This window comes from Photobacterium sp. SKA34, assembly GCF_000153325.1.
Lineage (GTDB): Bacteria > Pseudomonadota > Gammaproteobacteria > Enterobacterales > Vibrionaceae > Photobacterium.
Window position 1 is genome coordinate 481,824 of sequence record NZ_CH724143.1, and the last position, 22,286, is coordinate 504,109.

Consider the following 22,286-nt stretch of genomic DNA (forward strand, 5'->3'; position numbering starts at 1 on the left):
AAAAAAAGCCATAGGTGTCACTCTTTTTATTACAAATTATTCGCCGTGGTACTGCTCGCAAGCTAACATCGTATTTTCTATTAATGTTGCGACTGTCATTGGGCCGACACCACCAGGAACTGGGGTAATGTGTTTAGCTTTTTGGCTGGCAATATCAAATTCAACATCACCACATAATTTACCGTTATCTAAGCGGTTAATACCCACATCAATGACTGTTGCACCTTCTTTAATCCAAGCGCCAGGAATAAAGTTAGGTTTACCTACTGCAACCACAAGAATATCTGCACGACGAACATGACTTTCAAGATCTTTAGTAAAACGATGACAAGTTGTTGTTGTTGCACCAGCTAATAATAATTCGAGTGTCATCGGGCGACCGACAATATTAGAAGCGCCAACAATAATTGCTTCTTTACCTCTTACCGGAATATTGTAACGATCTAATAGGGTTATTATGCCTTTAGGGGTACAAGAGCGTAATTTGGGTATACGTTGACTTAAGCGTCCAACATTGTATGGATGGAAACCATCAACATCTTTTTCGGGATCAATACGCTCTAAAATTCGCGTGTTATCCATACCTGCAGGTAATGGAAGCTGGACTAAAATACCATCAATCGTCGGATCGAGATTTAATTCGTCAATAAGAAGTAATAGTTCATCTTCTGAAGCTGTTGGTGGCAGATCAAATGATTTAGAGACAAAGCCGACTTCTTCACAGGCTTTTCGCTTACTACCGACATAAATTTGAGAAGCAGGATCTTGACCTACGAGCACAACAGCTAAGCCGGGTGCACGAAGACCTGCATCTTTACGAGCTTTCACTCTAGCGGCAACTTCCTGTCGAACTGTTTGGGATATTAATTTCCCATCAATAATTTGGGCGGTCATGGTAATCCTTTCTATATAGGCTAAGCATGTGGACGCTATTATTGTGTCAGAAAATGATAACTTTAGCTATAGCGCAAACGTTTGCTTTTTTGTTTGTTCAATAATAGCGATGGTGGGCATACCAATCTTTAGTGTTTATCGTTGAAGGCAATACGTATGTAAAATTGCGATGAAAAAACTGAAATTAAAACAGATTGCTTTAACTTTAATCGGTTGGTTGTTTAAATCATGATATTTAAAGTAAACGTATTGACCTAAATGATTAGAAACGTATAATCCTGCCTCGTAACGTTATGTTACACAATGATGCGCCCTTAGCTCAGCTGGATAGAGCACGTCCCTTCTAAGGATGTGGTCGCAGGTTCGAATCCTGCAGGGCGTGCCATTTTCCTTTCCTCTTGGTAAATATCTAAAACTAGTCCATTACTATTCCCATCAATACAGAAATAACCCTTTTTGTTAGTCTTAAAACGCCTAAAAATTATTTCTATTTATCTCTTAATTTGTGTTAATTCGACTGTTTTTCCAACATTTGAACCTAAAAAACGCAGAGATCTATGATTATTTTCTCCTTACCCCTTGAAATGCTCGTTATAGACCCTATCTTGTGTTTCAGTTGTAGAGCTAGATAGCAGTTTAGTCTATCTCATCTCGACGTCACCTAAGTGTGCCGTTATAATAACGCGCTTTAATTTCTAAGTTGGATGAGCAGATCTGACAGTTTAGAAATAAAGTAAAAGAATTGAGGCGTTATGGTTTTCGAGCCGTAACACGAAAAGGATGCCACCGTCAGTAAATGGCTGTTCGGCAACATCACTCAGAAAGCTGAGTAAGTTTTGAGGTTAAATATAATGCAAGTTACCGTTGAAACCACTGAAGGCCTAGAACGCCAACTAACAATCACTGTTCCTGCTGCAAATATCGAAGATGCAGTTACAGCTGAATTAAAGAAAATTGCTAAAACTCGTCGTTTCGACGGTTTCCGCCCTGGTAAAGCACCAATGAAGATGGTTGCTAAAATGTTTGGCGCATCAGTACGTCAAGACATCCTTGGTGAAGTAATGCATCGTCACTTTATCGAAGCTATCGTTAAAGAGAAAATCAATCCAGCAGGCGCGCCAACATTTACTCCAGTAGACGTTGCTGAAGGTAACGACCTAGTATTCAAAGCGACTTTCGAAGTATTCCCAGAAATCGCACTTCAAGGTCTAGATAAAGTTGTTGTAGAGAAGCCACTTATAGAAGTAACTGAAGCTGACGTTGATACAATGCTTGATACTCTTCGTAAGCAACAAGCTACGTGGACTGAAGTAGATGCAGCAGCTGACGCAAACAGCCAAGTAACTATCGATTTCGTTGGTACTATCGACGGTGAAGAGTTCGAAGGCGGTAAAGCTGAAGGTTTCGCACTTGCTATGGGCCAAGGTCGTATGATCCCTGGTTTCGAAGAAGGTGTTGTTGGTAAAAAAGCGGGTGAAGAGTTTACGGTAGAAGTAACTTTCCCTGAAGAATACCATGCTGAAAACCTAAAAGGTAAAGCTGCAACATTCGCTATCAAACTTCACAAAGTTGAAGCACAAGAGCTTCCAGAACTAACTGAAGAGTTCGTTGCTAAGTTCGGCGTTGAAGACGGTTCTGTTGACGGTCTTAAAGCTGAAGTTCGTAAGAACATGGAGCGTGAGCTTAAGCAAGCTGTTAAAGGTCGTATTAAAGATCAAGTTCTTAACGGTCTTGTTGAGCAAAACGACATCACTGTTCCTGCTGCACTTATCGATCAAGAAATCGAGACACTTCGTCAGCAAGCTGCACAGCGTTTTGGCGGTGATACTAAGAACATGCCTGAGCTACCGCGTGAGTTGTTCGAAGAGCAAGCTAAGCGTCGTGTAGTTGTAGGTCTTCTAGTTGGTGAAGTGATCAAAGCTGAAGAGCTAAAAGCAGACGAAGAGCGCGTTAAAGCAATCATCGCTGAAATGGCTTCTGCATACGAAGATCCATCAGAAGTAGTTAAATACTACGAAACTAACGAACAGCTAATGAATAACATGCGTAATGTTGCTCTAGAAGAGCAAGCGATTGACGCACTTCTAGCTAAAGCACAGGTTTCTGATAAAGATGTTAGCTTCAATGAGCTAATGAATCCAGCTGCTTAATTTGCTGAAATTAATGTAGAGATTTGACATTATCTCAAGTCTTCTGCTAACAATGGTCCGTGTGAGTCATTTCATTCGGGCCATTTATTTTAGGGAAATAACGTTATGAGCTACCAAGAAAAAAACGCCATGTCACCAATTTTGGATGCGCTGGTACCTATGGTGGTCGAGCAGACTTCTCGTGGTGAGCGTTCTTATGATATCTATTCTCGTCTCTTAAAAGAGCGTGTGATTTTCTTAACTGGTCAGGTTGAAGATCACATGGCTAATTTAGTAGTGGCACAGCTACTATTTTTAGAGTCAGAAAACCCAGATAAAGACATCTTCCTTTACATCAACTCTCCAGGTGGTTCTGTTACTGCAGGTATGTCAATTTATGACACTATGCAGTTCATCAAGCCAAATGTGAGTACTGTATGTATGGGTCAAGCATGTTCTATGGGAGCATTCTTACTTGCTGGTGGTGCGAAAGGTAAGCGCTACTGTCTGCCGAACTCACGTGTAATGATTCACCAGCCATTAGGTGGCTTCCAAGGACAGGCATCGGATATTCAAATCCATGCACAAGAAATTCTAACAATCAAACAACGTCTAAACGGTTTATTGGCTGAACATACAGGCCAACCACTAGAAGTTGTTGAGCGTGATACTGACCGTGATAACTTTATGTCTGCAGAACAAGCTGTAGAATATGGTTTAGTGGATGCCGTGTTGAGTCAACGTGACTAAGTACTTATTTAGCTGATTAACTCTAGATAGTTAACGCAGCAAAATAAGCCGACTTGTTATACACTCAAGACAAGGCAATGATGGGAATACCCCAATAAGAGGTTAGCGAATGACAGATAAGCGAAAAGAGAGTGGTAGCAGTAAGCTATTGTATTGCTCTTTCTGCGGTAAAAGTCAGCATGAAGTTCGCAAGCTGATTGCAGGCCCTTCTGTTTATATTTGTGATGAATGCGTTGATTTATGCAACGATATTATTCGCGAAGAAATTAAAGAAGTGATGCCTAAACGCGATGGCGATGAACTGCCGACTCCGCAAGAAATTCGTAACAACCTAGATGATTACGTAATTGGGCAAGCACATGCGAAAAAAGTGCTAGCCGTTGCGGTATATAATCACTACAAACGTCTACGTAATGGTGATACAACAAGTGAAGGTGTTGAACTAGGTAAGAGTAACATCTTACTTATCGGCCCTACTGGTAGTGGTAAAACGCTATTAGCTGAAACACTAGCACGAATGTTAGATGTTCCATTTACGATGGCTGACGCAACCACGCTGACTGAAGCGGGTTATGTGGGTGAAGACGTAGAAAATATTATCCAGAAATTGCTACAGAAATGTGATTACGACGTGGCGAAAGCTGAACGTGGTATTGTTTACATTGATGAAATCGATAAGATTTCTCGCAAATCAGATAACCCATCGATTACTCGTGATGTATCTGGTGAAGGTGTACAGCAAGCATTATTGAAGTTGATTGAAGGTACTGTTGCATCTGTGCCACCACAAGGTGGTCGTAAGCATCCTCAACAAGAATTCTTACAAGTTGATACTTCTAAGATCCTATTTATCTGTGGTGGTGCATTTGCAGGCCTTGATAAAGTTGTCGAGCAACGTGTAGCAACGGGAACTGGTATTGGCTTTGGCGCAGAAGTGCGTTCAAAAGACCAAACAGATACGTTAAGTGATCTGTTTGAAAAAGTTGAGCCTGAAGATCTTGTAAAATACGGCTTAATTCCGGAGTTTATCGGTCGTCTACCAGTAACTGCAACATTAGGTGAGCTTGACGAAGAAGCACTGGTTCAGATCCTTCGTGAGCCTAAGAACGCACTAACTAAACAGTATGCAGCGTTATTAGAGCTAGAGAATGTTGAACTTGAGTTTCGTGATGATGCACTGGTTGCTATTGCACGTAAAGCAATGGATCGTAAAACAGGTGCTCGTGGCCTACGTTCTATTGTTGAAGCGGTACTGCTTGATACTATGTATGAGTTACCGTCTCAGCAAGGTGTAAGTAAAGTTGTTATTGATGAGTCAGTAATTAAAGGTGAATCTGAGCCTCTACTGATTTATGAAAACACGGAAACACCAGCAGCTGCAGCTGAGTAAGTGTCTAATAAGTGCACATAAAGGCTAAAAAAAGGAGGAATAAGCCTCCTTTTTTATTTTCTGTTACTTCTTTCGTTGAATAATCATGTTCTACCCCCATATACTCAATATAAGCTAACTTTCTAGTCGTATTAAGTAAGTGACTCAATCAGTTACTTAATACGATTAGTATTGACAGGAAGAGAGATGAATATGAACCTGGAGCGTTCTGAGCGCCTTGAGATCCCGGTTCTGCCACTACGTGACGTAGTGGTGTACCCTCATATGGTTATTCCATTGTTTGTGGGACGGGAAAAATCTATTCGTTGCCTAGAATCGGCAATGGAGAACAATAAGCAGATTCTGTTGGTTGCCCAAAAAGAAGCAGCGACAGATGAACCGTCAATCACTGATCTTTATGATGTCGGTACTGTTGCCACTATTTTACAGCTATTGAAGTTACCTGACGGTACAGTAAAAGTATTGGTTGAAGGCCAACAACGTGCCAAAGTTGAAGATTTAGCTGATGATGAGTTCTTTACTGCTCATGCTGAATATTTGGTTACACCTGAAATGGATGAGCGTGAACAGGAAGTACTTGTTCGCACCGCTATCAGTCAGTTTGAAGGCTTTATCAAGTTAAATAAAAAGATCCCGCCTGAAGTATTAACTTCACTTAACGGTATCGATGAAGCGGCTCGCCTAGCAGATACCATTGCTGCGCACATGCCGCTGAAACTGGCTGATAAGCAGAAAGTATTAGAAATCGTTGATATTACAGAACGTTTAGAGTTCTTAATGGCAATGATGGAATCAGAGATTGATTTACTTCAAGTTGAAAAACGTATCCGTGGACGCGTTAAGAAGCAAATGGAAAAATCTCAACGTGAGTATTACTTAAATGAGCAAATGAAAGCTATCCAAAAAGAATTGGGTGAGCTTGATGATGCGCCAGATGAGTTTGAAGCGTTAAAGAAAAAGATTGAAGAATCTAAAATGCCAGCCGAAGCTCGTGAAAAAACCGAGCAAGAACTGCAAAAGTTAAAAATGATGTCGCCAATGTCAGCGGAAGCAACTGTTGTTCGTGGCTACATTGATTGGATGCTAAGCGTGCCTTGGTATAAGCGCTCTAAAGTGAAGAAGAGCCTTGCAAAAGCCGAAGAAGTGCTTAATGCCGATCACTACGGTCTTGAGCGTGTGAAAGAACGCATTCTTGAGTATCTCGCAGTACAAAGCCGTGTAAACAAGCTAAAAGGTCCAATCCTGTGTTTAGTTGGTCCTCCTGGTGTTGGTAAAACTTCTCTAGGTCAATCAATTGCGGCAGCTACTGGTCGTAAATATGTACGTATGGCCCTTGGTGGGGTGCGTGATGAAGCAGAGATCCGTGGTCACCGCCGTACTTACATCGGCTCTATGCCTGGTAAATTGATCCAGAAAATGGCTAAAGTTGAGGTTAAAAATCCACTTTTCCTATTAGATGAAATTGATAAGATGTCATCTGATATGCGTGGTGATCCAGCGTCAGCATTGCTAGAAGTATTAGATCCTGAGCAAAATAGTGCGTTTAATGATCACTATCTAGAAGTTGATTATGATTTATCTGATGTGATGTTCGTCGCTACATCTAATTCGATGAACATTCCTGGTCCATTGCTTGATCGTATGGAAGTTATTCGTTTATCGGGCTATACCGAAGATGAAAAGCTAAACATTGCTAAGAACCACTTACTTGACAAGCAAGTTAAACGTAATGGTTTAAAAGTGGGTGAGTTGACTGTAGATGATTCTGCGATTATTGGCATTATTCGTTACTACACGCGTGAAGCGGGTGTTCGTAGCCTTGAGCGTGAAATATCTAAACTTTGCCGTAAAGCAGTGAAAGAAATTTTACTTAATAAAGACATTAAACACGTTGAAATCAGCCAAGATAATTTAAAAGATTACTTAGGTGTTCAGCGTTGCGACTACGGTAAAGCTGACGAAAGTAATCGTATTGGTCAAGTGACAGGACTTGCGTGGACAGAAGTTGGTGGTGATTTATTAACCATTGAAACAGAGTCTATGCCAGGTAAAGGTAAGTTAACTTACACAGGGTCACTGGGCGATGTCATGCAAGAGTCGATTCAAGCGGCAATGACAGTGGTACGTTCTCGTGCTGAGCGTTTAGGTATTGCAGCTGATTTCTACGAAAAACGTGATATTCATGTTCACGTACCTGAAGGTGCGACACCGAAGGATGGCCCAAGTGCGGGTATTGCAATGTGTACAGCACTTGTATCTAGCCTAACGGGTAATCCTGTTCGTGCCGATGTGGCTATGACAGGTGAAATTACACTTCGTGGTGAGGTTTTACCTATCGGTGGGTTGAAAGAAAAACTATTAGCAGCACACCGCGGTGGCATTAAAACAGTGCTTATTCCCAAAGAGAACGAGCGTGATCTGGAAGAGATCCCAGAGAACGTAATCGCCGATTTGGAAGTTCGTCCAGTGCGTTGGATTGATGAAGTGTTAACTGTTGCACTTCAGAATAATCCGACAGGTATTGAGCTGGTAAATGCTCAAAATAGTGACCTGTAGCAAAATTAACTAAATAAAAAACGCTTTCAAAGACAAAAGTCCTTGTCAGCGTTTTTTTGTCTGGCTATAAGTTAACTCTAATCCGCGCTAAGCGATGTATTATTAAGACCTGTTAAGTTTCTATCAATACAATCAGGTCTAGAAACAATTTATTGTCTACTATTTACAGCGTCTCAGTGACGAGTACGGGTAGGCAAGTTCATTAAGGGGATTTAATCGTGAACAAAACTCAACTAGTAGATAAAATCGCAGAAAGCGCTGACATTTCAAAAGCATCAGCGGGTCGTGCTTTAGACGCATTCATTGAAGCTGTGTCAGATACATTGAAAGACGGTGAGCAAGTTGCATTGGTTGGTTTTGGTACTTTCTCTGTACGTGAACGTGCAGCTCGTACTGGCCGTAACCCACAGACAGGTGCAGAAATTCAAATTGCAGCTGCGAAAGTACCTGGTTTTAAGCCGGGTAAAGCGCTAAAAGACTCTGTTAACTAAGAAATAGTCGGTTTTTTCTGACTGTTTTGTCATGTTATCATGGCTTAAATATTGCTACTGGAAAGGGTATACTGATCCAGTACAACAAAGGCGCATCGGTTGATGCGCTTTTTTTACTTTATAATGATGCCTATTTGACTAGGGATTTATTCTTTTTAACCAGAGCAAAGAACATTTCATTAGTCAAATCGGTATCAAGTTATTATGCTATGCGCTTTGTGGCTTATTGTGTTAGTGCTATCTTTAGTTTAAAAGCTAATACAACAGGTTATTTACGTTTTAGTCAGTAACGGCTTAATAATATTGAAGGTACAGCTATCACGTTGATACCGATATTTTTTGCACACATTTGTAGTTCGAAACCGTGCCAGATCGAACAAGTAGGAGAGACGGCAAATTATGATGGAGCGATTGCGCGAAGGCGCTAACAGCATCTGGGTTAAGATTATTCTTAGCTTAATTATTTTTTCTTTTGTATTTGCTGGTGTCGGCAGTTATCTGGCTGGCGGTAATGAGCAAGTTGCAGCAAAAGTTAATGATAAAGAAATTAGTCAGCGTGCATTCGAGCAGGCTTATCAAAATCAACGTAATCAAATGCAGCAACGTTTAGGTGATTACTTCTCAAAACTAATGGGTGATCCTGCTTACGTACAGCAATTCCGTAATAGCGTGCTTGAGCGTATGGTTAATGATGAGTTGATTGAGCAACGCGCGACAGAGCTTGGTCTTGGCGTGAGCGATGCTCAAGTTAAGCAAGCCATTGTTGCAATGCCAGCTTTCCAAGTTGATGGTGTGTTCAATAATGAACAATATAATTTAACGTTACGTCGTGCTGGATTTTCTCCTGAGCAATTTGCAGAGTCAATCCGTAAAGACATGCTACGTCAACAATTCTTAAGCGCATTAGAAGGCAGTGATTTCGCACTTAATAATGAATTAAATGAACTTCGTAAGCTTGAATCACAAGAGCGTGTTGTTCGTACTTTGAAGTTGAATCTTGCAGACTTTACCGACAAAGTAACGGTAACGGATAAAGAAGCTAAAGCTTATTATGATAAGAATAAAACGCAGTTTACGCGCCCAGCTCAAGTAAAAGTGTCTTACATTGAACTTTCAGATAAAAATCTAGTGAACAATATTAAGATCACTGATAAAGAAACTGAAGCGTATTACAACGAACATAAGAGCAAATACAGCACTGCTGAAAAGATTCAAGTTAGCCATATCTTAGTAAAAGGCGACAGCGATACTTCTAAAGCAAAAGCGGAAGCATTACTGGCTGAATTGAAAGGTGGGGCTAATTTTGCTGATGTTGCGAAGAAATCATCAGATGATACTTTCAGTGCCAAAGATGGCGGTAAGCTTGATTGGTTTGGTAAAGGCGTGATGGATCCTGCGTTTGAAGAAGCAGCTTTCTCATTAGCAAAACCAGGTGATATGTCTGGCCTTGTGAAGTCTTCTTTTGGTTACCACATTATTTTACTTGATGGTATTGAAGAGCCAAAGGTTAAACCTTTTGCTGATGTGAAAGCGAGCATTGTTGCTGAACTTCAAGAGCAGCAAGTAGCGGAGCAATTCTATAAGCTACAAAGCAAGCTAGCAGAAACGGCATTTGAATCACCTGATTCTCTAGATGATGCAGCAGAAGCTGTAAAGGCGAAGATTATCAAAACAGGCTTTATCTCATTACAAGATGAGAAAGGCGTGTTAAGTGATAAGAAAGTGCAAGAAGCATTACAAAGCCCAGAGGTTCATGATGACGGTATGAACTCTGATGTAATTGAGATTGCACCTGAGCATGTAGTAGTTGTTCGTGTTGATGATGCACGTTCTGAATCAGTGCTGCCATTTACTGATGTTGAAGCAAAAGTGAAAACACTGCTTGCTCAACAAAAAGGTGAGAAGCAAGCAACTGAGAAGGCTGATTCAATTATTGCGGCATTACGTGACGGTAAGTCAGATGTTATTGCAAAAGATGGTCTAAGCTTCTCTGGCGATCAAACCATAACACGTTCAGGTCCTGATGCTAATGTAGCACGTGTTGCGTTCACATTACCTAAACCAAAAGACGGTAAAGTGTCTTATGGTATGTCACGTGATAACAAGGGTAATGTTGAAATCATTGCTTTAGATAAAGTTGTGAATGTTACGACATCGAAAAGTGATGTTGATACTCAGTTTGCAACTCAAGTTGAGAATATGTTTGCTCAACAAGATCTATCAGCAACGCTTCAGACATTACGTGAGTCAGCGAAAGTGACTTACCCAATGTTGGACAAGCCAGCAAATTAATTGAAATTTACATTTCTATTAACGGGCCGCCATTGTGCGGCCCGTCGTTTTTTTATCTTTTATTTTTAAATAATATCCTCATAGTCCTTATTTTCTTTTTATCCTTTTCAAACATTCATATCAAGAAAGGATAAAAAGATGTACGCATATCGCTTGTTTAAAGCCATTACACTCGTTGGTGGATTAGCACTCGTCCCTTTAAGTCACGCTGCTGACAATATGCATGAAGGTATTGATATCAAAATTAATATTAATACAGCTAATGTTGAGCAATTGGATACATTACTAATCGGTATAGGTGCTGAGAAAGCACAAGCGATTATTAATTATCGAAAAGTGAATGGTAAATTTGCGAGCGTTGATGATTTAACTAAAGTTAAAGGGATCGGTGAGGCGACTGTTGATAAGAATAGAAAACGTATTGAACTGTAATTATTAACTTTAACGGGAGCGACCGTGCTCCCGTATTATGAGAGTCATTTAAATCGGTGATCTTCAACTTGAGAGTTGATTTTTTGCTTGATAAGTAAGGCATAAAGTATGCCTGTGATTGCGCCAATAAAATGGGCCTCAGTTGCTACACGTACTCCTATCAATTCTTCAGAACTTACAGAGCCACCAAAGTATTGTTCCCAACATATCTTAATGATAAGTGCTAGGAGTAAGAGCCATCCCCCCCGAGTTTTTGATTGTATATCACGAATACAACCCCAAGCAAAGATGCCATGTAATACACCTGAAAATCCAGCATACCAAGTAATATTCGTAGCAAATAGCCCAATACCTATAGTGAATGATAAAATTAAGATCAATAAGCTATAAGACTTAGCATGAAAATGGGCACGGAAAATATAGCTAATGATTGCAAAGGCACTAGCATTCATTGCAAGATGGACCCAATTGGTATGTGTAATATTTCCTGATAGGATCCGCCATAGTTCACCATTAATAATATCTTGGCGATCCCAAACTAATAATGGCTGACATTGTGGTAATTGAGCTATAACCATCATGATTATAGCAATAACAATATAATTTCGAATAGACAAGGCAACCTCAATGAGTCGGTACTGTGATAACTGTGGTAAAGCAAACAAAGCCTGCATCTGCCACTGGATAAAACCTATTGCAACTCAAACTGAGTTATGGATTTTGCAACATCCATCAGAAGTTAAACGAGCAATTGGCACTGCAAGAATACTATCACTTTCTTTACCCAATAGCCGACTTTGGGTAGGTGAAGATTTTTCGAAGCATGAGGAGTTAAATGCAGCTTTAGCTGACCCAGAAAGTGATATTTATGTGGTTTATCCAGGTGAGCGTGCGACAGCACTGTCTGATATTGTAGAACATGCTAAACCGTCTCGAAAAAACGTGATTATTTTACTTGATGGGACTTGGAAGAAAGCCTATAAAATGTGGCAACTATCGACCAATTTACATCACTTACCGTTAGTCCATTTAGACAATGTAGAGACCGGAAATTATCGTATTCGAAAATCGCCAAAAGATCAGGGGGTATCAACGGTTGAGGCGGGGTATTTAGCATTATCAGTGTTAGAGCCAACATCTATAAATCTTCAGCCATTACTTGATGCGTTTGAAAATATGATTAATTTTCAAATTCAACAAATGCCGCCTGGCGTATTTGATAAAAATTATAAAGGTTAGTTGGAACACCAAAGGGAGTATGTGAGCCCTTTGGTGTAAAATAAAGCTTATTGATTAAAAACCATAGCCATTATTACTTATACCTGTTTCAGAGGTAGGTAAGAATAATGTGCTATAGAGACGTTGAGAGAACCCATCCGTCATCCCTGAAATGTAATCGGCGATGATCCTAAGCTCGTTATCTCCTTGCTCTTTAGCTTCTAACCACCGTAAGCGAGTATTATCTGGTAACAATCTTTCTGGATCAGAAGCAAAAGCTTCAAAGAGTTCCATGATCAATTGTTGCCCTTTATATTCCGACAGTTGTATCTCAGGTTTTTTTACCACATAGATACTTACGAACTGTTTAAGCACTTCTAAAGCGCGCTCCATCGGCTCGGATAAAAATGCATTCCATTGTAATAATGGCTCATCAAAAAAATCAGTACCGTTTTGAATCGTAGGACTAATGGTTATAGAGGTGAGTAAACCATTGACCAGCGCTCCAATGGCATCTTTGCGCTGATGATGGCTAGCAAACATCAGCTCACTGATATCACTAATACGTTCTTCTAACCATGGATCACCACATTCTGCTATTTTTGAGGCAACAGCTTCTTGCCAATCATCGCGTGTCACAATTCCCATCACGATGGCATCTTCTAAGTCATGGACACCGTATGCAATGTCATCAGCTAATTCCATGATTGAACAATCTAATGATTTAAAACGTGTCTTACAGGGTTCTCGTGGCGATAAACGCTCACACCGCATTTGCGCAAAGAGAGCTTTATCTTTGTCTGATAACGGGCTTAACACCCAGTCAAAGACCTCTTTATCATCCACATATAAGCCTTTAGCTGGATACCAGTCTTTTGCTTTAAGGTGACGAAAGTTCACGACATCAGGTGCGCGCTCTGGAGCGGTAGTTTCACTGAGTAGAGCTGGATATTTTAGTAAACCAAGCAAGGTACGTCTGGCGAGGTTCATACCATACCCTTCGGTATAAGGTTCGAGTAAGGTTACGATTCGAAAAGTTTGTGCATTCCCTTCAAAGCCGCCATGATTTCGCATCATGTAATTTAAGGCGACTTCACCACCATGACCAAATGGTGGGTGACCGATATCATGCGCTAAACACAAACTTTCCATTAAACTTGTTGAAGGGAGTAATGATTTAAATTCTGGTTGCTTTAATTTGAGTTGCGCAACGATCCCTGTACCGATTTGTGATGCTTCTAGCGAGTGGGTGAGTCGAGTCCGATAGAAGTCGTGATTACCAGCGCCATGTACTTGAGTTTTTGCTTGTAAACGACGAAAGGCGGCAGAGTGAAGAATTCGGGCTCGATCGCGCTGAAAAGCAGAACGATGATCATCACGACGCATTTTTTGCTCGTTATAAAAGCGTTCTTCCCATGCTGGTGAGATAGTAAATTCTGTCATTAACTAATATCGTCCAAAGTAAGATTAAAGCTATCAGCAAATGTCTCAAGAAAATAGGTCATCTCAGGTGTTTTTCGCTGCTCAAGGGTTTCTTCCAATCTTTTCTTCGCACGAGTAAATTCATGATTCCCCGCACTGAGCTCTTCAAGGCATTTTATATAAGCGCATAATGTATCGGCTTGCTTAACAATAGCTGCATTCTCAGCATCAATTTTATGGCTATCAAGTAGAGAGGCATAATCATCCTGAAATTCTTCAGGAAGCATAGTAATAAGTCGTTTCTCTGCCGCTAATTCAATCTTCTTATATTCTTCAGCAATCGCAGGGTTGTAGTATTTTATAGGGGTTGGCATATCACCTGTGAGTACTTCACTGACATCGTGGAACATGCCTTGAAGCGCAATACGTTCAGGGTTTAGGTTCCCACCAAATTTACGATTTTTAATTAACGCAAGTGCGTGAGCGACAAAAGCAACTTGAAGGCTGTGCTCGGAGATATTTTCAGCTTCGACACTTCGCATTAATGGCCAGCGTTGAATTAAACGCATACGAGCAAGGTGGGCGAAGAAATGACTTTTTTCCATGATGTTCAATTCTCTTAAACTAAATGTGCTGATCAGCAGCATCTATAGACGTTATGAACTAAAGGTAACAGAAGTTAGGGAAATATTGACAGTTTTTACTTAATAAAAAGCCCCGGCTTACCGAGGCTTAAGAATTGTTTGCAAGGGCTATTGGCGATAGCTATGTAAGAAGCGCTCTAAGCGTCCCATTGCTAGTTCAAGATCATCGACATGGGGTAAGGTTACAATGCGGAAGTGATCTGGTTGTTTCCAGTTAAATCCGGTTCCATGTACAACAAGCACTTTCTCTTGTAGTAAAAAGTCCATTGCCATTTTTTGATCGTCTTGAATATTAAACTTCTTCTGATCTAATTTAGGGAATAGGTACAACGCGCCTTTTGGCTTAACACAAGAAACGCCAGGGATTTGGGTTAATAGATCATAAGCTTTATTGCGCTGTTCTAGCAGGCGTCCACCCGGCAAGATTAATTCATTAATACTTTGGTAACCACCTAATGCGGTTTGAATGGCATGCTGCATAGGTACGTTGGCACACAAACGCATTGATGACAGCATTTCTAACCCTTCGATGTAACCTTTAGCGCGGTGTCTTGGTCCTGAAATGATCATCCAGCCTGCACGGAAACCACATACTCGATATGATTTTGAAAGGCCATTGAATGTTACACAAACCACATCTTCTGCTAATGGGGCAATAGAGGTATGTTGTGCACCATCGTAAAGAATTTTATCGTAGATTTCATCGGCGAAAATAATCAAATCGTGCTGACGTGCAACTTCAACCACTTCGATCAGAAAATCTCGGCTATATACCGCACCCGTCGGGTTATTCGGATTGATTAATACAATACCGCGAGTGTTTGGCGTGATTTTTTTCTTTATATCATCAAGGTCTGGATACCAATCTGATTGCTCATCACACGTGTAGTGAACGGGGGTACCACCAGATAATGAGACCGCTGCAGTCCATAATGGGTAATCAGGTGATGGGACCAATATTTCATCTTTATGGTTTAGCAGTGCTTGCATTGCCATAACGATTAATTCAGAGACACCGTTACCGATATAAACGTCTTCGACATCAAGATCAAGTAAGCCGCGCTTTTGGTAGTGTTGAACAACGGCTTTACGCGCAGAATAAATACCTTTTGAATCACAGTAACCTTGGGATGTTGGTAGATTACGGATCACATCCACAAGAATTTCATCAGGGGCATCAAAACCAAACGGCGCTGGATTACCGATGTTTAGTTTGAGTATTTTTTGTCCTTCTTCTTCCATACGCTTAGCGTGTTTCAGAACGGGACCACGTATGTCATAGCAAACATTATTAAGCTTGGATGACATCCCGAATTTTTGCATATGAGGCTTTCCTGATGATTATTAGGTATAACCACAAATTACACTATAAAAGAGGGAGATAGGAACACCTTTTAGAAGATAATTATGTAAAAGAGTGTTTTATTTTATTTTGGCAGAATGAAAAAGGCGTGTTTAGCTAGAATAAGCAAAGTTGAATAGAGGTTTCTGCTAGTTAGGTAAGTAATACAATTGTGTTACTTCATTAGTCAGATGCTTCCTTGTGAGGTAGAATAATGCATCATTCTTCTTTATTAATAGAATTAGTAGTAATTCTCTCTCTTTTAGGGAATAAGTGTCTATTCTTAGTAAAGAAAATATGTCGAAGAGAGTGACATATGTATCTTTCAGCCAGGGATGAGCCGTATTGGTGTAATAGAGCTGAGCGAGGTTATCTTGACTGCGTTACAACAAGCCGTTAAACGATTAATTGCTAAATTAGAGCAAGCATCTGCAACAACCCAGCGTATATTGGTTAAATTAGATTTACCAAAACATATCGACCTCATTGATTGGATGGATACACAAACTTTGTATCCTAAACTCTATTGGCAATCACGTAATTGCCGAGAAGAGGTTGTCGCGCTAGGCCAAATAAAAACATTTACTGATCCTAAAGCTGCTGAAAAAGTGATTTCTAATGAGCAGCGAATTTGGGGCGGGCGATCTTTTGATGGAAGAACAGAGCGAAATAAACGTTGCCTATCTTCTTTTTTCTTTCTACCGCTGCTTGAATTGAGTCGTCTGGATAATGAATGGCACATTGCGGTTAATGTTGGTGAAGATCGTGCACGTATTGTGACTGCATTACAACAATTGATGTTTGATACATCGTTGATCAGTGGTATTCACAGTAAAATTTTAAATCGCAGTAATACGCCGGATTTTACTGGTTGGTCAAATATGCTGATACGAGCATTAGATGCGATTGAAAATAAAGAATTTGAAAAAGTAGTGCTTGCTCGACGAACAACGTTACAGCTAGATAAACCTGTATCACCCGCCCAATTACTGAAAGCTAGCTGTGCTAATAATAGTAATAGTTTTCACTTTTTAATGGCGCTTGATGAAAAGCATGGATTTATGGGTTCAACGCCTGAACGGTTATTTCAACGTCATGAACATGCCATTCAAACAGAAGCATTAGCGGGTACGATTGGCCGTGGTAAAGATGATGTTGAAGATCAGCAATTAGCACAATGGCTATTGTCTGATAATAAAAACCGCTATGAAAATCGTTTAGTGGTTGATGATATTGTTAATCGATTAGTGCCTTGTAGCCAATCGATGAATGTGTCTCAAACCCCAGAATTAGTTCAACTACGTAAAGTCCAACACTTAAAGCGAAGCATTGATGCTGAGTTAAATAGTGGCGTTTTTAGTGCGGATTTATTAGATAACTTACAACCAACGGCTGCGATTGCTGGATTACCTCGTGATCCTGCTCTTCATTTTATAGCTGAAAACGAACCTTTTGCTCGCGGTTGGTATAGTGGTGCGATGGGTTATATTAGCCAGCACCATAGTGAGTTTTGTGTGGCTATTCGTAGTGCATTAATCATTGAAGGTGAAGTCCATTTATTTGCAGGAGCAGGTATTGTACCGGGCTCAGTTGCAGAAAGTGAATGGAAAGAGCTTGATCGAAAGACATCAACACTCTGTAGTTTATTTGAGCAAGAGACAGATCGTTCGTTAGCTGCTGAAATGGGGTATAAAAGCGCATCATGCAATTAACCTTATCGAATAGTCTTGCTTATAGGGCTGCATTAAATAGCTGTTGGGCAGAGCTGATACTTGAAGAATTAGTTCGACAAGGTGTTCAGCATGTTTGTATTGCACCTGGTTCTCGTTCAACACCGTTGACGTTAGCGGCAGCAAAACAGTCAGAACTGACTATTCACACTCATTTTGATGAACGCGGTTTAGGCTTTCTCGCATTAGGTTTAGCCAAAGCATCGCAAACACCCGTCGCGGTGATTGTGACATCAGGTACAGCGGTCGCTAATTTATTACCTGCTGTTGCTGAATCTGGGTTAACAAAAGAAAAATTAGTGCTGTTAACCTCAGATCGCCCGGTTGAATTATTGCAATGTGGCGCGAATCAAGCCATACGTCAGCATGGTATTTTTTCACTGCATGTAACAGAGTTTGTTGATCTACCAGCCCCTACACTTGATATCTCCCCTAATTGGTTGTTAGGTGTGGTTGATGAGTTAATACATCAACAACAGTTACGCGGCGGTGCAATCCATTTTAATTGCCATTACCCTGAGCCGTTATATGGTGAGACGGTAGATTTTTCGACCTATCTAGCATCGGTTAAAAAGTGGCAGGCAACGGTATTACCGTATTGCCAACATCAACAAGCGACCAGCACTGATATCGTCATTGATTCAGTGCAATGGCAGCAGTTGTGCAACAAAAAAGGCTTAATCGTTGCGGGTAAGTTAGCGATTAATGAACTTGCTGATGTAAAAACGTTAGCAGCCCGATTAGGCTGGCCGTTATTGGTCGATCCCCAAGCTGGAGGCTCCAGCGAATATGCGGGGTTTGATGGTTGGTTACAAAATCCAGCCTGTGCTGACGTTTTGTCTCAAGCACAAGTGTTACTGCAATTTAGTGCACGGATTGTTTCTAAACGTTTATTACAGTTTATTGGCGATCAGCCGTGGGATGATTATTGGTTAATCGATCCACAACAAGGACGTCTAGACCCTCATCATCATTCTGGTTTTCGTATCCAAGCGAATGTGAGCGCGTGGACCTGTGCAGCGCTTCTTGATGAAAAAACATCATCACATAGTGGATGGGCATTACCTCTAGTGGGCGCGTCTAAGCGTTATCGTGAGATAGCGAATCGGCATTGTGACGATTTATCTGAAATCTCATTAGCAGCATTATTGAGAGATTGGCTAGTACCTGATTCTGAGTTGTTCCTCGGTAATAGTATGATTGTTCGACTGCTAGATATGTTTGGTGATTTACCAACAACGGCGACATTTACCAACCGTGGTGCATCAGGTATTGATGGATTAATAGCAACAGCTGCTGGTGTGCAACGCGCTAGAAAAGCACCATTAGTGATGCTATTGGGTGATACGTCATTTTTATACGATCTCAATTCTCTCGCATTATTAAAACAAACTGCATTACCTATGGTCATGGTTGTTACGAATAATGATGGTGGCGGTATTTTTGATATGTTACCAGTACCAGAGCAGCAAAAAGATGATTTTTATCGTATGCCTCATGGTTTTGAATTTAGCCATGCTGCAGCCATGTTTGAATTGAATTATCAAAGCCCAACAACAATAGCTGAAGCCCAAACTACAGTAGTGAATGCTCAACAAGTTAACCAGACAACGATCATCGAAATTAAAACGCCTACTGGAGAAGCTGGGCAGATGTTAAAAGAGATCTTTTCTGAGGTAAAACGTGCGTCTTTACTCTGAAGTATTTGGAAAACGCCCGCAAGCAAGCCAACCCGTGATTGTTTTTCTTCATGGGCTATTAGGCTCAGGGCGTGATTGGCGATTAATTACTTCAGCATTAATGCATAACTATTATTGTGTAACTATCGATCTGCCTGGGCACGGTTTTAGTGCGTCAGTATCTATTCCACTAGATGACTCTGATATTGGCTTTAAGCAGAGTTATCAGGCGATACTAAAAACGTTGGAACACCGTGGTATTCAGCGTTTCGTGCTAGTGGGGTATTCGTTAGGTGCGCGACTTGCTATGTATCTGGCTACGCAATTAGAAAATGGGGGTACCACTAAGCGCCAGCCAAGGTTGCAAGGTATCTTTTTAGAAGGTGGGCATTTTGGATTGTTGTTCTCAGACCGTGCGGCACGTCTTGATAATGATAAAGCATGGGCTGCACGTTTTTCTCAACAATCTCTTATATCAGTGCTGAATGATTGGTATCAACAATCTGTTTTTTCATCACTGAACCATGACCAAAGACAAAGCTTAGTCGCTAAACGTAGTGATAACCTTGGGCAAGGTGTCGCGAATATGTTGCTAGCAACGTCATTATCTAAACAACCATTATTACTCACACCGCTACAAAACTTAAAATTACCTGTTCGTTATGTTTGTGGTGAATATGATGCAAAATTTCGTCAGATCGCTATGCAATCAGAGCTAAGCGTAGAAGTGATCCCTGACGCTGGGCATAATATTCATGTTGAACAACCACATGCATTTACATCTGCCTTATCTGCTTTTATTCAAAAGTTGTAACGAGCCATTGTAATTAAAGTGATTTAATATGCCGTTAGACTAAGGTTTAACGTGTTTTATGCTCTGGTATTAATTAAAGGTTATCAAGAATGCGCAGTGTTAAGTTATATCGATATCAGTTACCTATGGATTCCGGTGTCATTTTACGTGATCAACGTTTAGTAACGCGTGAAGGTTTGGTTGTCGAACTTATTCAAGGTGACAAAGTTGGTCTAGGTGAAATAGCGCCACTGCCTGAGTTTAGCAATGAAACACTAGAGCAAGCGTTAGAGCAAACAAAAGAACTACTTGAACTTTGGCTTGACGGGCAAGACATACATATAAGCGATGCTTATCCTTCTGTTGCCTTTGGTTTTAGTTGTGCAATGGCAGAGTTAGCGGGAGAGTTGCCTCTTAGTGCTAACTATGCGGTAGCACCGTTATGCTCAGGTGATCCTGACGAGTTAATTGAACGTTTGAATACCGAAAATGGCGATAAAGTCGCTAAAATCAAAGTCGGTATGTATGAAGCGGTGCGTGATGGTATTGTTGCTAATATGTTTATTGAAGCGATACCAGAGATTCAGTTACGTTTAGATGCAAACCGTAAGTGGACACCGCTTAAAGCACAACAATTTGCTAAATATGTGAAGCCTGAAAATCGGCAAGGGATCGCGTTTTTAGAAGAGCCTTGTATTGATCCTCAAGATAGCCTGATTTTTGCAGAGCAAACAGGTATTAATATTGCTTGGGATGAAACTGTCCGCGATCCTCATTTTGAAGTAAAAGCACAGCCAGGTGTTGCTGCAATTATTATCAAGCCCACACTAACCGGTAGTTTAGCCCGTTGTATTGAGCTGGTGGAGCAAGCTCAAGCGGCAGGGCTAACGGCAGTGATTAGTTCAAGTTTAGAATCAAGCCTAGGGTTAAATCAGTTAGCACGTTTCGCCCAGTGGCAAACACCCAATGTTATCCCCGGTCTAGATACCATGCAGTTGTTTAAAGCACAATTGGTGACACCTTGGCCGGATAGTGAGCTTCCAATGATCTCTTTAGCAGAGTTAGACCTAGTATGGCAGAAATAAAACACGATTTTCTAACATGGCCTTGGCAGCGATGGGCTGCAGAGCGTCCATCAGATATCGCCATCTCTTTAGGTGATAAAGAGCATAATGCACAAACGTACACGTGGGCTGATGTCTCCTCAAACGTTGATGATTACGCACAAGGTCTAGTAGAGCAGGGCGTTAAGCGTGATCAACTTGTGGCTGTAATCGCTGATAATTCGATTCAAGTATTATGGTTGATGCTAGCTATTTTTCGAGTGGGGGCACGCTATGTAGGGTTAAACCCGAAATTGTCTTCTTCTGAATTGCAGCAACAGCTAGTGATACTCGATAATGACTATATTTGGTCGGATACTGAACACGATATAACATCGCTAACTGGGCAAAATATTGTTCTGCAATTACCCACTATCGCACGTATGGTGCCTGTGACATGGCAAGAGCATCGCCCAATGACACTGACACTAACATCAGGTTCATCGGGTGTACCCAAGGCTGTGGTTCATAATGCCGAGTCACATTTAGCCAGTGCTTCTGGCTTGCTAAGTCAAATGACATTCACAGCAGAAGATAGTTGGTTATTGTCATTACCGTTATTCCACATTTCGGGGGTAGCGATTGTATGGCGCTGGTTATATCGTGGAGCATGCTTAGTCATTGTCGATAAAGCGCAGCAGCAGCAAGCATTGCATTGGGTGACTCACGCATCATTAATACCTACTCAATTACAACGTTTACTCGATAGTATTGATAATACTGCAACACCATCATCGATGATGCTAAAACAAGTGTTATTAGGTGGCGCACATATCCCTGTTACTCTCACTAATAAAGCGCACAGTGCTGGTATTGGCTGTTGGTGTGGTTACGGCATGACGGAAATGGCATCAACAATATCGGCTAAACAAGCCAATGGTAGTCGTGGTGTCGGTAACGTATTACCAAATAGAGAATTACTTTTACGTGATGGTGAGATCTTAGTTCGAGGTAAAAGCTTGTGCTTGGGGTATTACCGTAACCATACTATTTTTTCTATTTTAGATAACCATGGGCACGATGGGGAATGGTTTGCAACCAAAGACATGGGGGAGTGGCACGATGATGAGCTATTTATTCATGGTCGCGCAGATAACATGTTTATTTCTGGTGGAGAGAATGTTCAACCAGAAGATATTGAAGCGGTACTGTTACAGTATCCAGAGATAGAACAAGCTGTTGTTTTACCCATTGATGATTATGACTTTGGTCAACGACCGGTTGCTATTGTGAAAACAACTTGCCCGCTGGATGCGTTATTTATTGATCATGTGATGACTTATATGGCAGATAAAGTGGCTGCGTTTAAGCGTCCAATTCGTTATCTCGCTTTACCTGATGGCGATATTTATCAAGGGATAAAACTCTCTCGGACGAAGTTAGCCAACTGGTTATCTAAGCAATAATAAAAAGGCGAAGCT

The 22,286-nt window shown here is 40.9% G+C and carries 18 protein-coding genes and 1 tRNA gene; 14 read left to right on the plus strand and 5 right to left on the minus strand.

Translation table 11 applies throughout. The features are described from left to right. Window positions 1-36: 36 nt before the first annotated feature. Complete coding sequence (folD, locus tag SKA34_RS15130) at window positions 37-894, minus strand: bifunctional methylenetetrahydrofolate dehydrogenase/methenyltetrahydrofolate cyclohydrolase FolD (protein ID WP_006646407.1); 858 nt, start codon at window positions 892-894, stop codon at window positions 37-39. Between the two features lie 308 nt (window positions 895-1,202). Between folD and SKA34_RS15135 the strand changes: the two genes are divergently transcribed. The 8 genes from SKA34_RS15135 to SKA34_RS15170 all read left to right on the plus strand — a co-directional run bounded on the left by SKA34_RS15135 (window position 1,203) and on the right by SKA34_RS15170 (window position 10,934). After that, window positions 1,203-1,279 (plus strand) — tRNA-Arg (locus tag SKA34_RS15135). A gap of 466 nt (window positions 1,280-1,745) precedes the next feature. Then, complete coding sequence (tig, locus tag SKA34_RS15140) at window positions 1,746-3,044, plus strand: trigger factor (protein ID WP_006646408.1); 1,299 nt, start codon at window positions 1,746-1,748, stop codon at window positions 3,042-3,044. A gap of 105 nt (window positions 3,045-3,149) precedes the next feature. Continuing rightward, on the plus strand, window positions 3,150-3,773 hold the full coding sequence (clpP, locus tag SKA34_RS15145) for an ATP-dependent Clp endopeptidase proteolytic subunit ClpP (protein WP_005369103.1): 624 nt from the start codon (window positions 3,150-3,152) through the stop codon (window positions 3,771-3,773). A gap of 109 nt (window positions 3,774-3,882) precedes the next feature. Beyond that, entirely contained in the window at window positions 3,883-5,163 is a 1,281-nt protein-coding gene (gene clpX, locus SKA34_RS15150) for an ATP-dependent protease ATP-binding subunit ClpX (protein ID WP_006646409.1), read from the plus strand. 192 nt (window positions 5,164-5,355) lie between these two features. Then, on the plus strand, window positions 5,356-7,719 hold the full coding sequence (gene lon, locus SKA34_RS15155) for an endopeptidase La (RefSeq protein WP_006646410.1): 2,364 nt from the start codon (window positions 5,356-5,358) through the stop codon (window positions 7,717-7,719). Between the two features lie 218 nt (window positions 7,720-7,937). Further along, a complete protein-coding gene (locus SKA34_RS15160; RefSeq protein ID WP_005369098.1) occupies window positions 7,938-8,210 on the plus strand; it encodes an HU family DNA-binding protein in 273 nt (90 codons plus the stop codon). A 399-nt stretch (window positions 8,211-8,609) separates the two neighbouring features. Next, the gene (gene ppiD, locus SKA34_RS15165) at window positions 8,610-10,502 is read left to right on the plus strand and encodes a peptidylprolyl isomerase (protein ID WP_006646411.1); all 1,893 of its coding nucleotides are present in this window, start codon (window positions 8,610-8,612) and stop codon (window positions 10,500-10,502) included. A gap of 138 nt (window positions 10,503-10,640) precedes the next feature. Further along, window positions 10,641-10,934 carry a ComEA family DNA-binding protein gene (locus SKA34_RS15170; protein WP_006646412.1) on the plus strand — a complete coding sequence of 98 codons (294 nt, stop codon included), beginning with the start codon at window positions 10,641-10,643 and terminating at the stop codon, window positions 10,932-10,934. A gap of 44 nt (window positions 10,935-10,978) precedes the next feature. On the opposite strand, the gene rrtA is transcribed toward SKA34_RS15170, so the two are convergent. Next, window positions 10,979-11,551 (minus strand): rhombosortase, encoded by a 573-nt coding sequence (gene rrtA / locus SKA34_RS15175; protein WP_232284283.1) that lies wholly within the window; start codon window positions 11,549-11,551, stop codon window positions 10,979-10,981. A gap of 10 nt (window positions 11,552-11,561) precedes the next feature. Between rrtA and SKA34_RS15180 the strand changes: the two genes are divergently transcribed. Continuing rightward, window positions 11,562-12,173, plus strand: a complete 612-nt coding sequence (locus SKA34_RS15180; protein ID WP_006646414.1) for a tRNA-uridine aminocarboxypropyltransferase — start codon at window positions 11,562-11,564, stop codon at window positions 12,171-12,173. A 54-nt stretch (window positions 12,174-12,227) separates the two neighbouring features. On the opposite strand, the gene SKA34_RS15185 is transcribed toward SKA34_RS15180, so the two are convergent. From SKA34_RS15185 to SKA34_RS15195, 3 genes are all read right to left on the minus strand, one after another. Beyond that, entirely contained in the window at window positions 12,228-13,595 is a 1,368-nt protein-coding gene (locus SKA34_RS15185; protein WP_006646415.1) for an anti-phage deoxyguanosine triphosphatase, read from the minus strand. Beyond that, window positions 13,595-14,179, minus strand: coding sequence for a 5'-deoxynucleotidase (yfbR, locus tag SKA34_RS15190; RefSeq protein ID WP_006646416.1), 585 nt, complete (start codon window positions 14,177-14,179; stop codon window positions 13,595-13,597). The genes SKA34_RS15185 and yfbR overlap by 1 nt, the downstream gene beginning before the upstream one ends. Before the next feature lie 147 nt (window positions 14,180-14,326). After that, window positions 14,327-15,541, minus strand: coding sequence for a pyridoxal phosphate-dependent aminotransferase (locus tag SKA34_RS15195; protein WP_006646417.1), 1,215 nt, complete (start codon window positions 15,539-15,541; stop codon window positions 14,327-14,329). Window positions 15,542-15,934: 393 nt separating this feature from the next. Here SKA34_RS15195 and SKA34_RS15200 point away from each other — a divergent pair, with 393 nt between their 5' ends. The 5 genes from SKA34_RS15200 to menE all read left to right on the plus strand — a co-directional run bounded on the left by SKA34_RS15200 (window position 15,935) and on the right by menE (window position 22,271). Then, on the plus strand, window positions 15,935-17,272 hold the full coding sequence (locus SKA34_RS15200) for an isochorismate synthase (RefSeq protein WP_039860699.1): 1,338 nt from the start codon (window positions 15,935-15,937) through the stop codon (window positions 17,270-17,272). Next, on the plus strand, window positions 17,263-18,990 hold the full coding sequence (menD, locus tag SKA34_RS15205) for a 2-succinyl-5-enolpyruvyl-6-hydroxy-3-cyclohexene-1-carboxylic-acid synthase (RefSeq protein WP_006646419.1): 1,728 nt from the start codon (window positions 17,263-17,265) through the stop codon (window positions 18,988-18,990). The genes SKA34_RS15200 and menD overlap by 10 nt, the downstream gene beginning before the upstream one ends. After that, complete coding sequence (gene menH / locus SKA34_RS15210; RefSeq protein ID WP_006646420.1) at window positions 18,974-19,783, plus strand: 2-succinyl-6-hydroxy-2,4-cyclohexadiene-1-carboxylate synthase; 810 nt, start codon at window positions 18,974-18,976, stop codon at window positions 19,781-19,783. The genes menD and menH overlap by 17 nt, the downstream gene beginning before the upstream one ends. Window positions 19,784-19,872: 89 nt before the next feature. Further along, window positions 19,873-20,847, plus strand: a complete 975-nt coding sequence (gene menC / locus SKA34_RS15215) for an o-succinylbenzoate synthase (protein WP_006646421.1) — start codon at window positions 19,873-19,875, stop codon at window positions 20,845-20,847. Beyond that, window positions 20,835-22,271, plus strand: a complete 1,437-nt coding sequence (menE, locus tag SKA34_RS15220) for an o-succinylbenzoate--CoA ligase (RefSeq protein ID WP_006646422.1) — start codon at window positions 20,835-20,837, stop codon at window positions 22,269-22,271. The genes menC and menE overlap by 13 nt, the downstream gene beginning before the upstream one ends. Window positions 22,272-22,286: the final 15 nt, after the last annotated feature.

Excerpts from the sequence above, each read along its gene's own strand:
- menD (WP_006646419.1), top strand. The coding sequence starts at position 17,263 with ATGCAATTAACCTTATCGAATAGTCTTGCTTATAGGGCTGCATTAAAT.
- tig (WP_006646408.1), top strand. The coding sequence starts at position 1,746 with ATGCAAGTTACCGTTGAAACCACTGAAGGCCTAGAACGCCAACTAACA.
- folD (WP_006646407.1), bottom strand. The coding sequence starts at position 894 with ATGACCGCCCAAATTATTGATGGGAAATTAATATCCCAAACAGTTCGA.
- SKA34_RS15185 (WP_006646415.1), bottom strand. The coding sequence starts at position 13,595 with ATGACAGAATTTACTATCTCACCAGCATGGGAAGAACGCTTTTATAAC.
- yfbR (WP_006646416.1), bottom strand. The coding sequence starts at position 14,179 with ATGGAAAAAAGTCATTTCTTCGCCCACCTTGCTCGTATGCGTTTAATT.
- SKA34_RS15170 (WP_006646412.1), top strand. The coding sequence starts at position 10,641 with ATGTACGCATATCGCTTGTTTAAAGCCATTACACTCGTTGGTGGATTA.
- clpX (WP_006646409.1), top strand. The coding sequence starts at position 3,883 with ATGACAGATAAGCGAAAAGAGAGTGGTAGCAGTAAGCTATTGTATTGC.
- menC (WP_006646421.1), top strand. The coding sequence starts at position 19,873 with ATGCGCAGTGTTAAGTTATATCGATATCAGTTACCTATGGATTCCGGT.
- clpP (WP_005369103.1), top strand. The coding sequence starts at position 3,150 with ATGAGCTACCAAGAAAAAAACGCCATGTCACCAATTTTGGATGCGCTG.
- SKA34_RS15180 (WP_006646414.1), top strand. The coding sequence starts at position 11,562 with ATGAGTCGGTACTGTGATAACTGTGGTAAAGCAAACAAAGCCTGCATC.
- lon (WP_006646410.1), top strand. The coding sequence starts at position 5,356 with ATGAACCTGGAGCGTTCTGAGCGCCTTGAGATCCCGGTTCTGCCACTA.
- SKA34_RS15195 (WP_006646417.1), bottom strand. The coding sequence starts at position 15,541 with ATGCAAAAATTCGGGATGTCATCCAAGCTTAATAATGTTTGCTATGAC.
- ppiD (WP_006646411.1), top strand. The coding sequence starts at position 8,610 with ATGATGGAGCGATTGCGCGAAGGCGCTAACAGCATCTGGGTTAAGATT.
- menE (WP_006646422.1), top strand. The coding sequence starts at position 20,835 with ATGGCAGAAATAAAACACGATTTTCTAACATGGCCTTGGCAGCGATGG.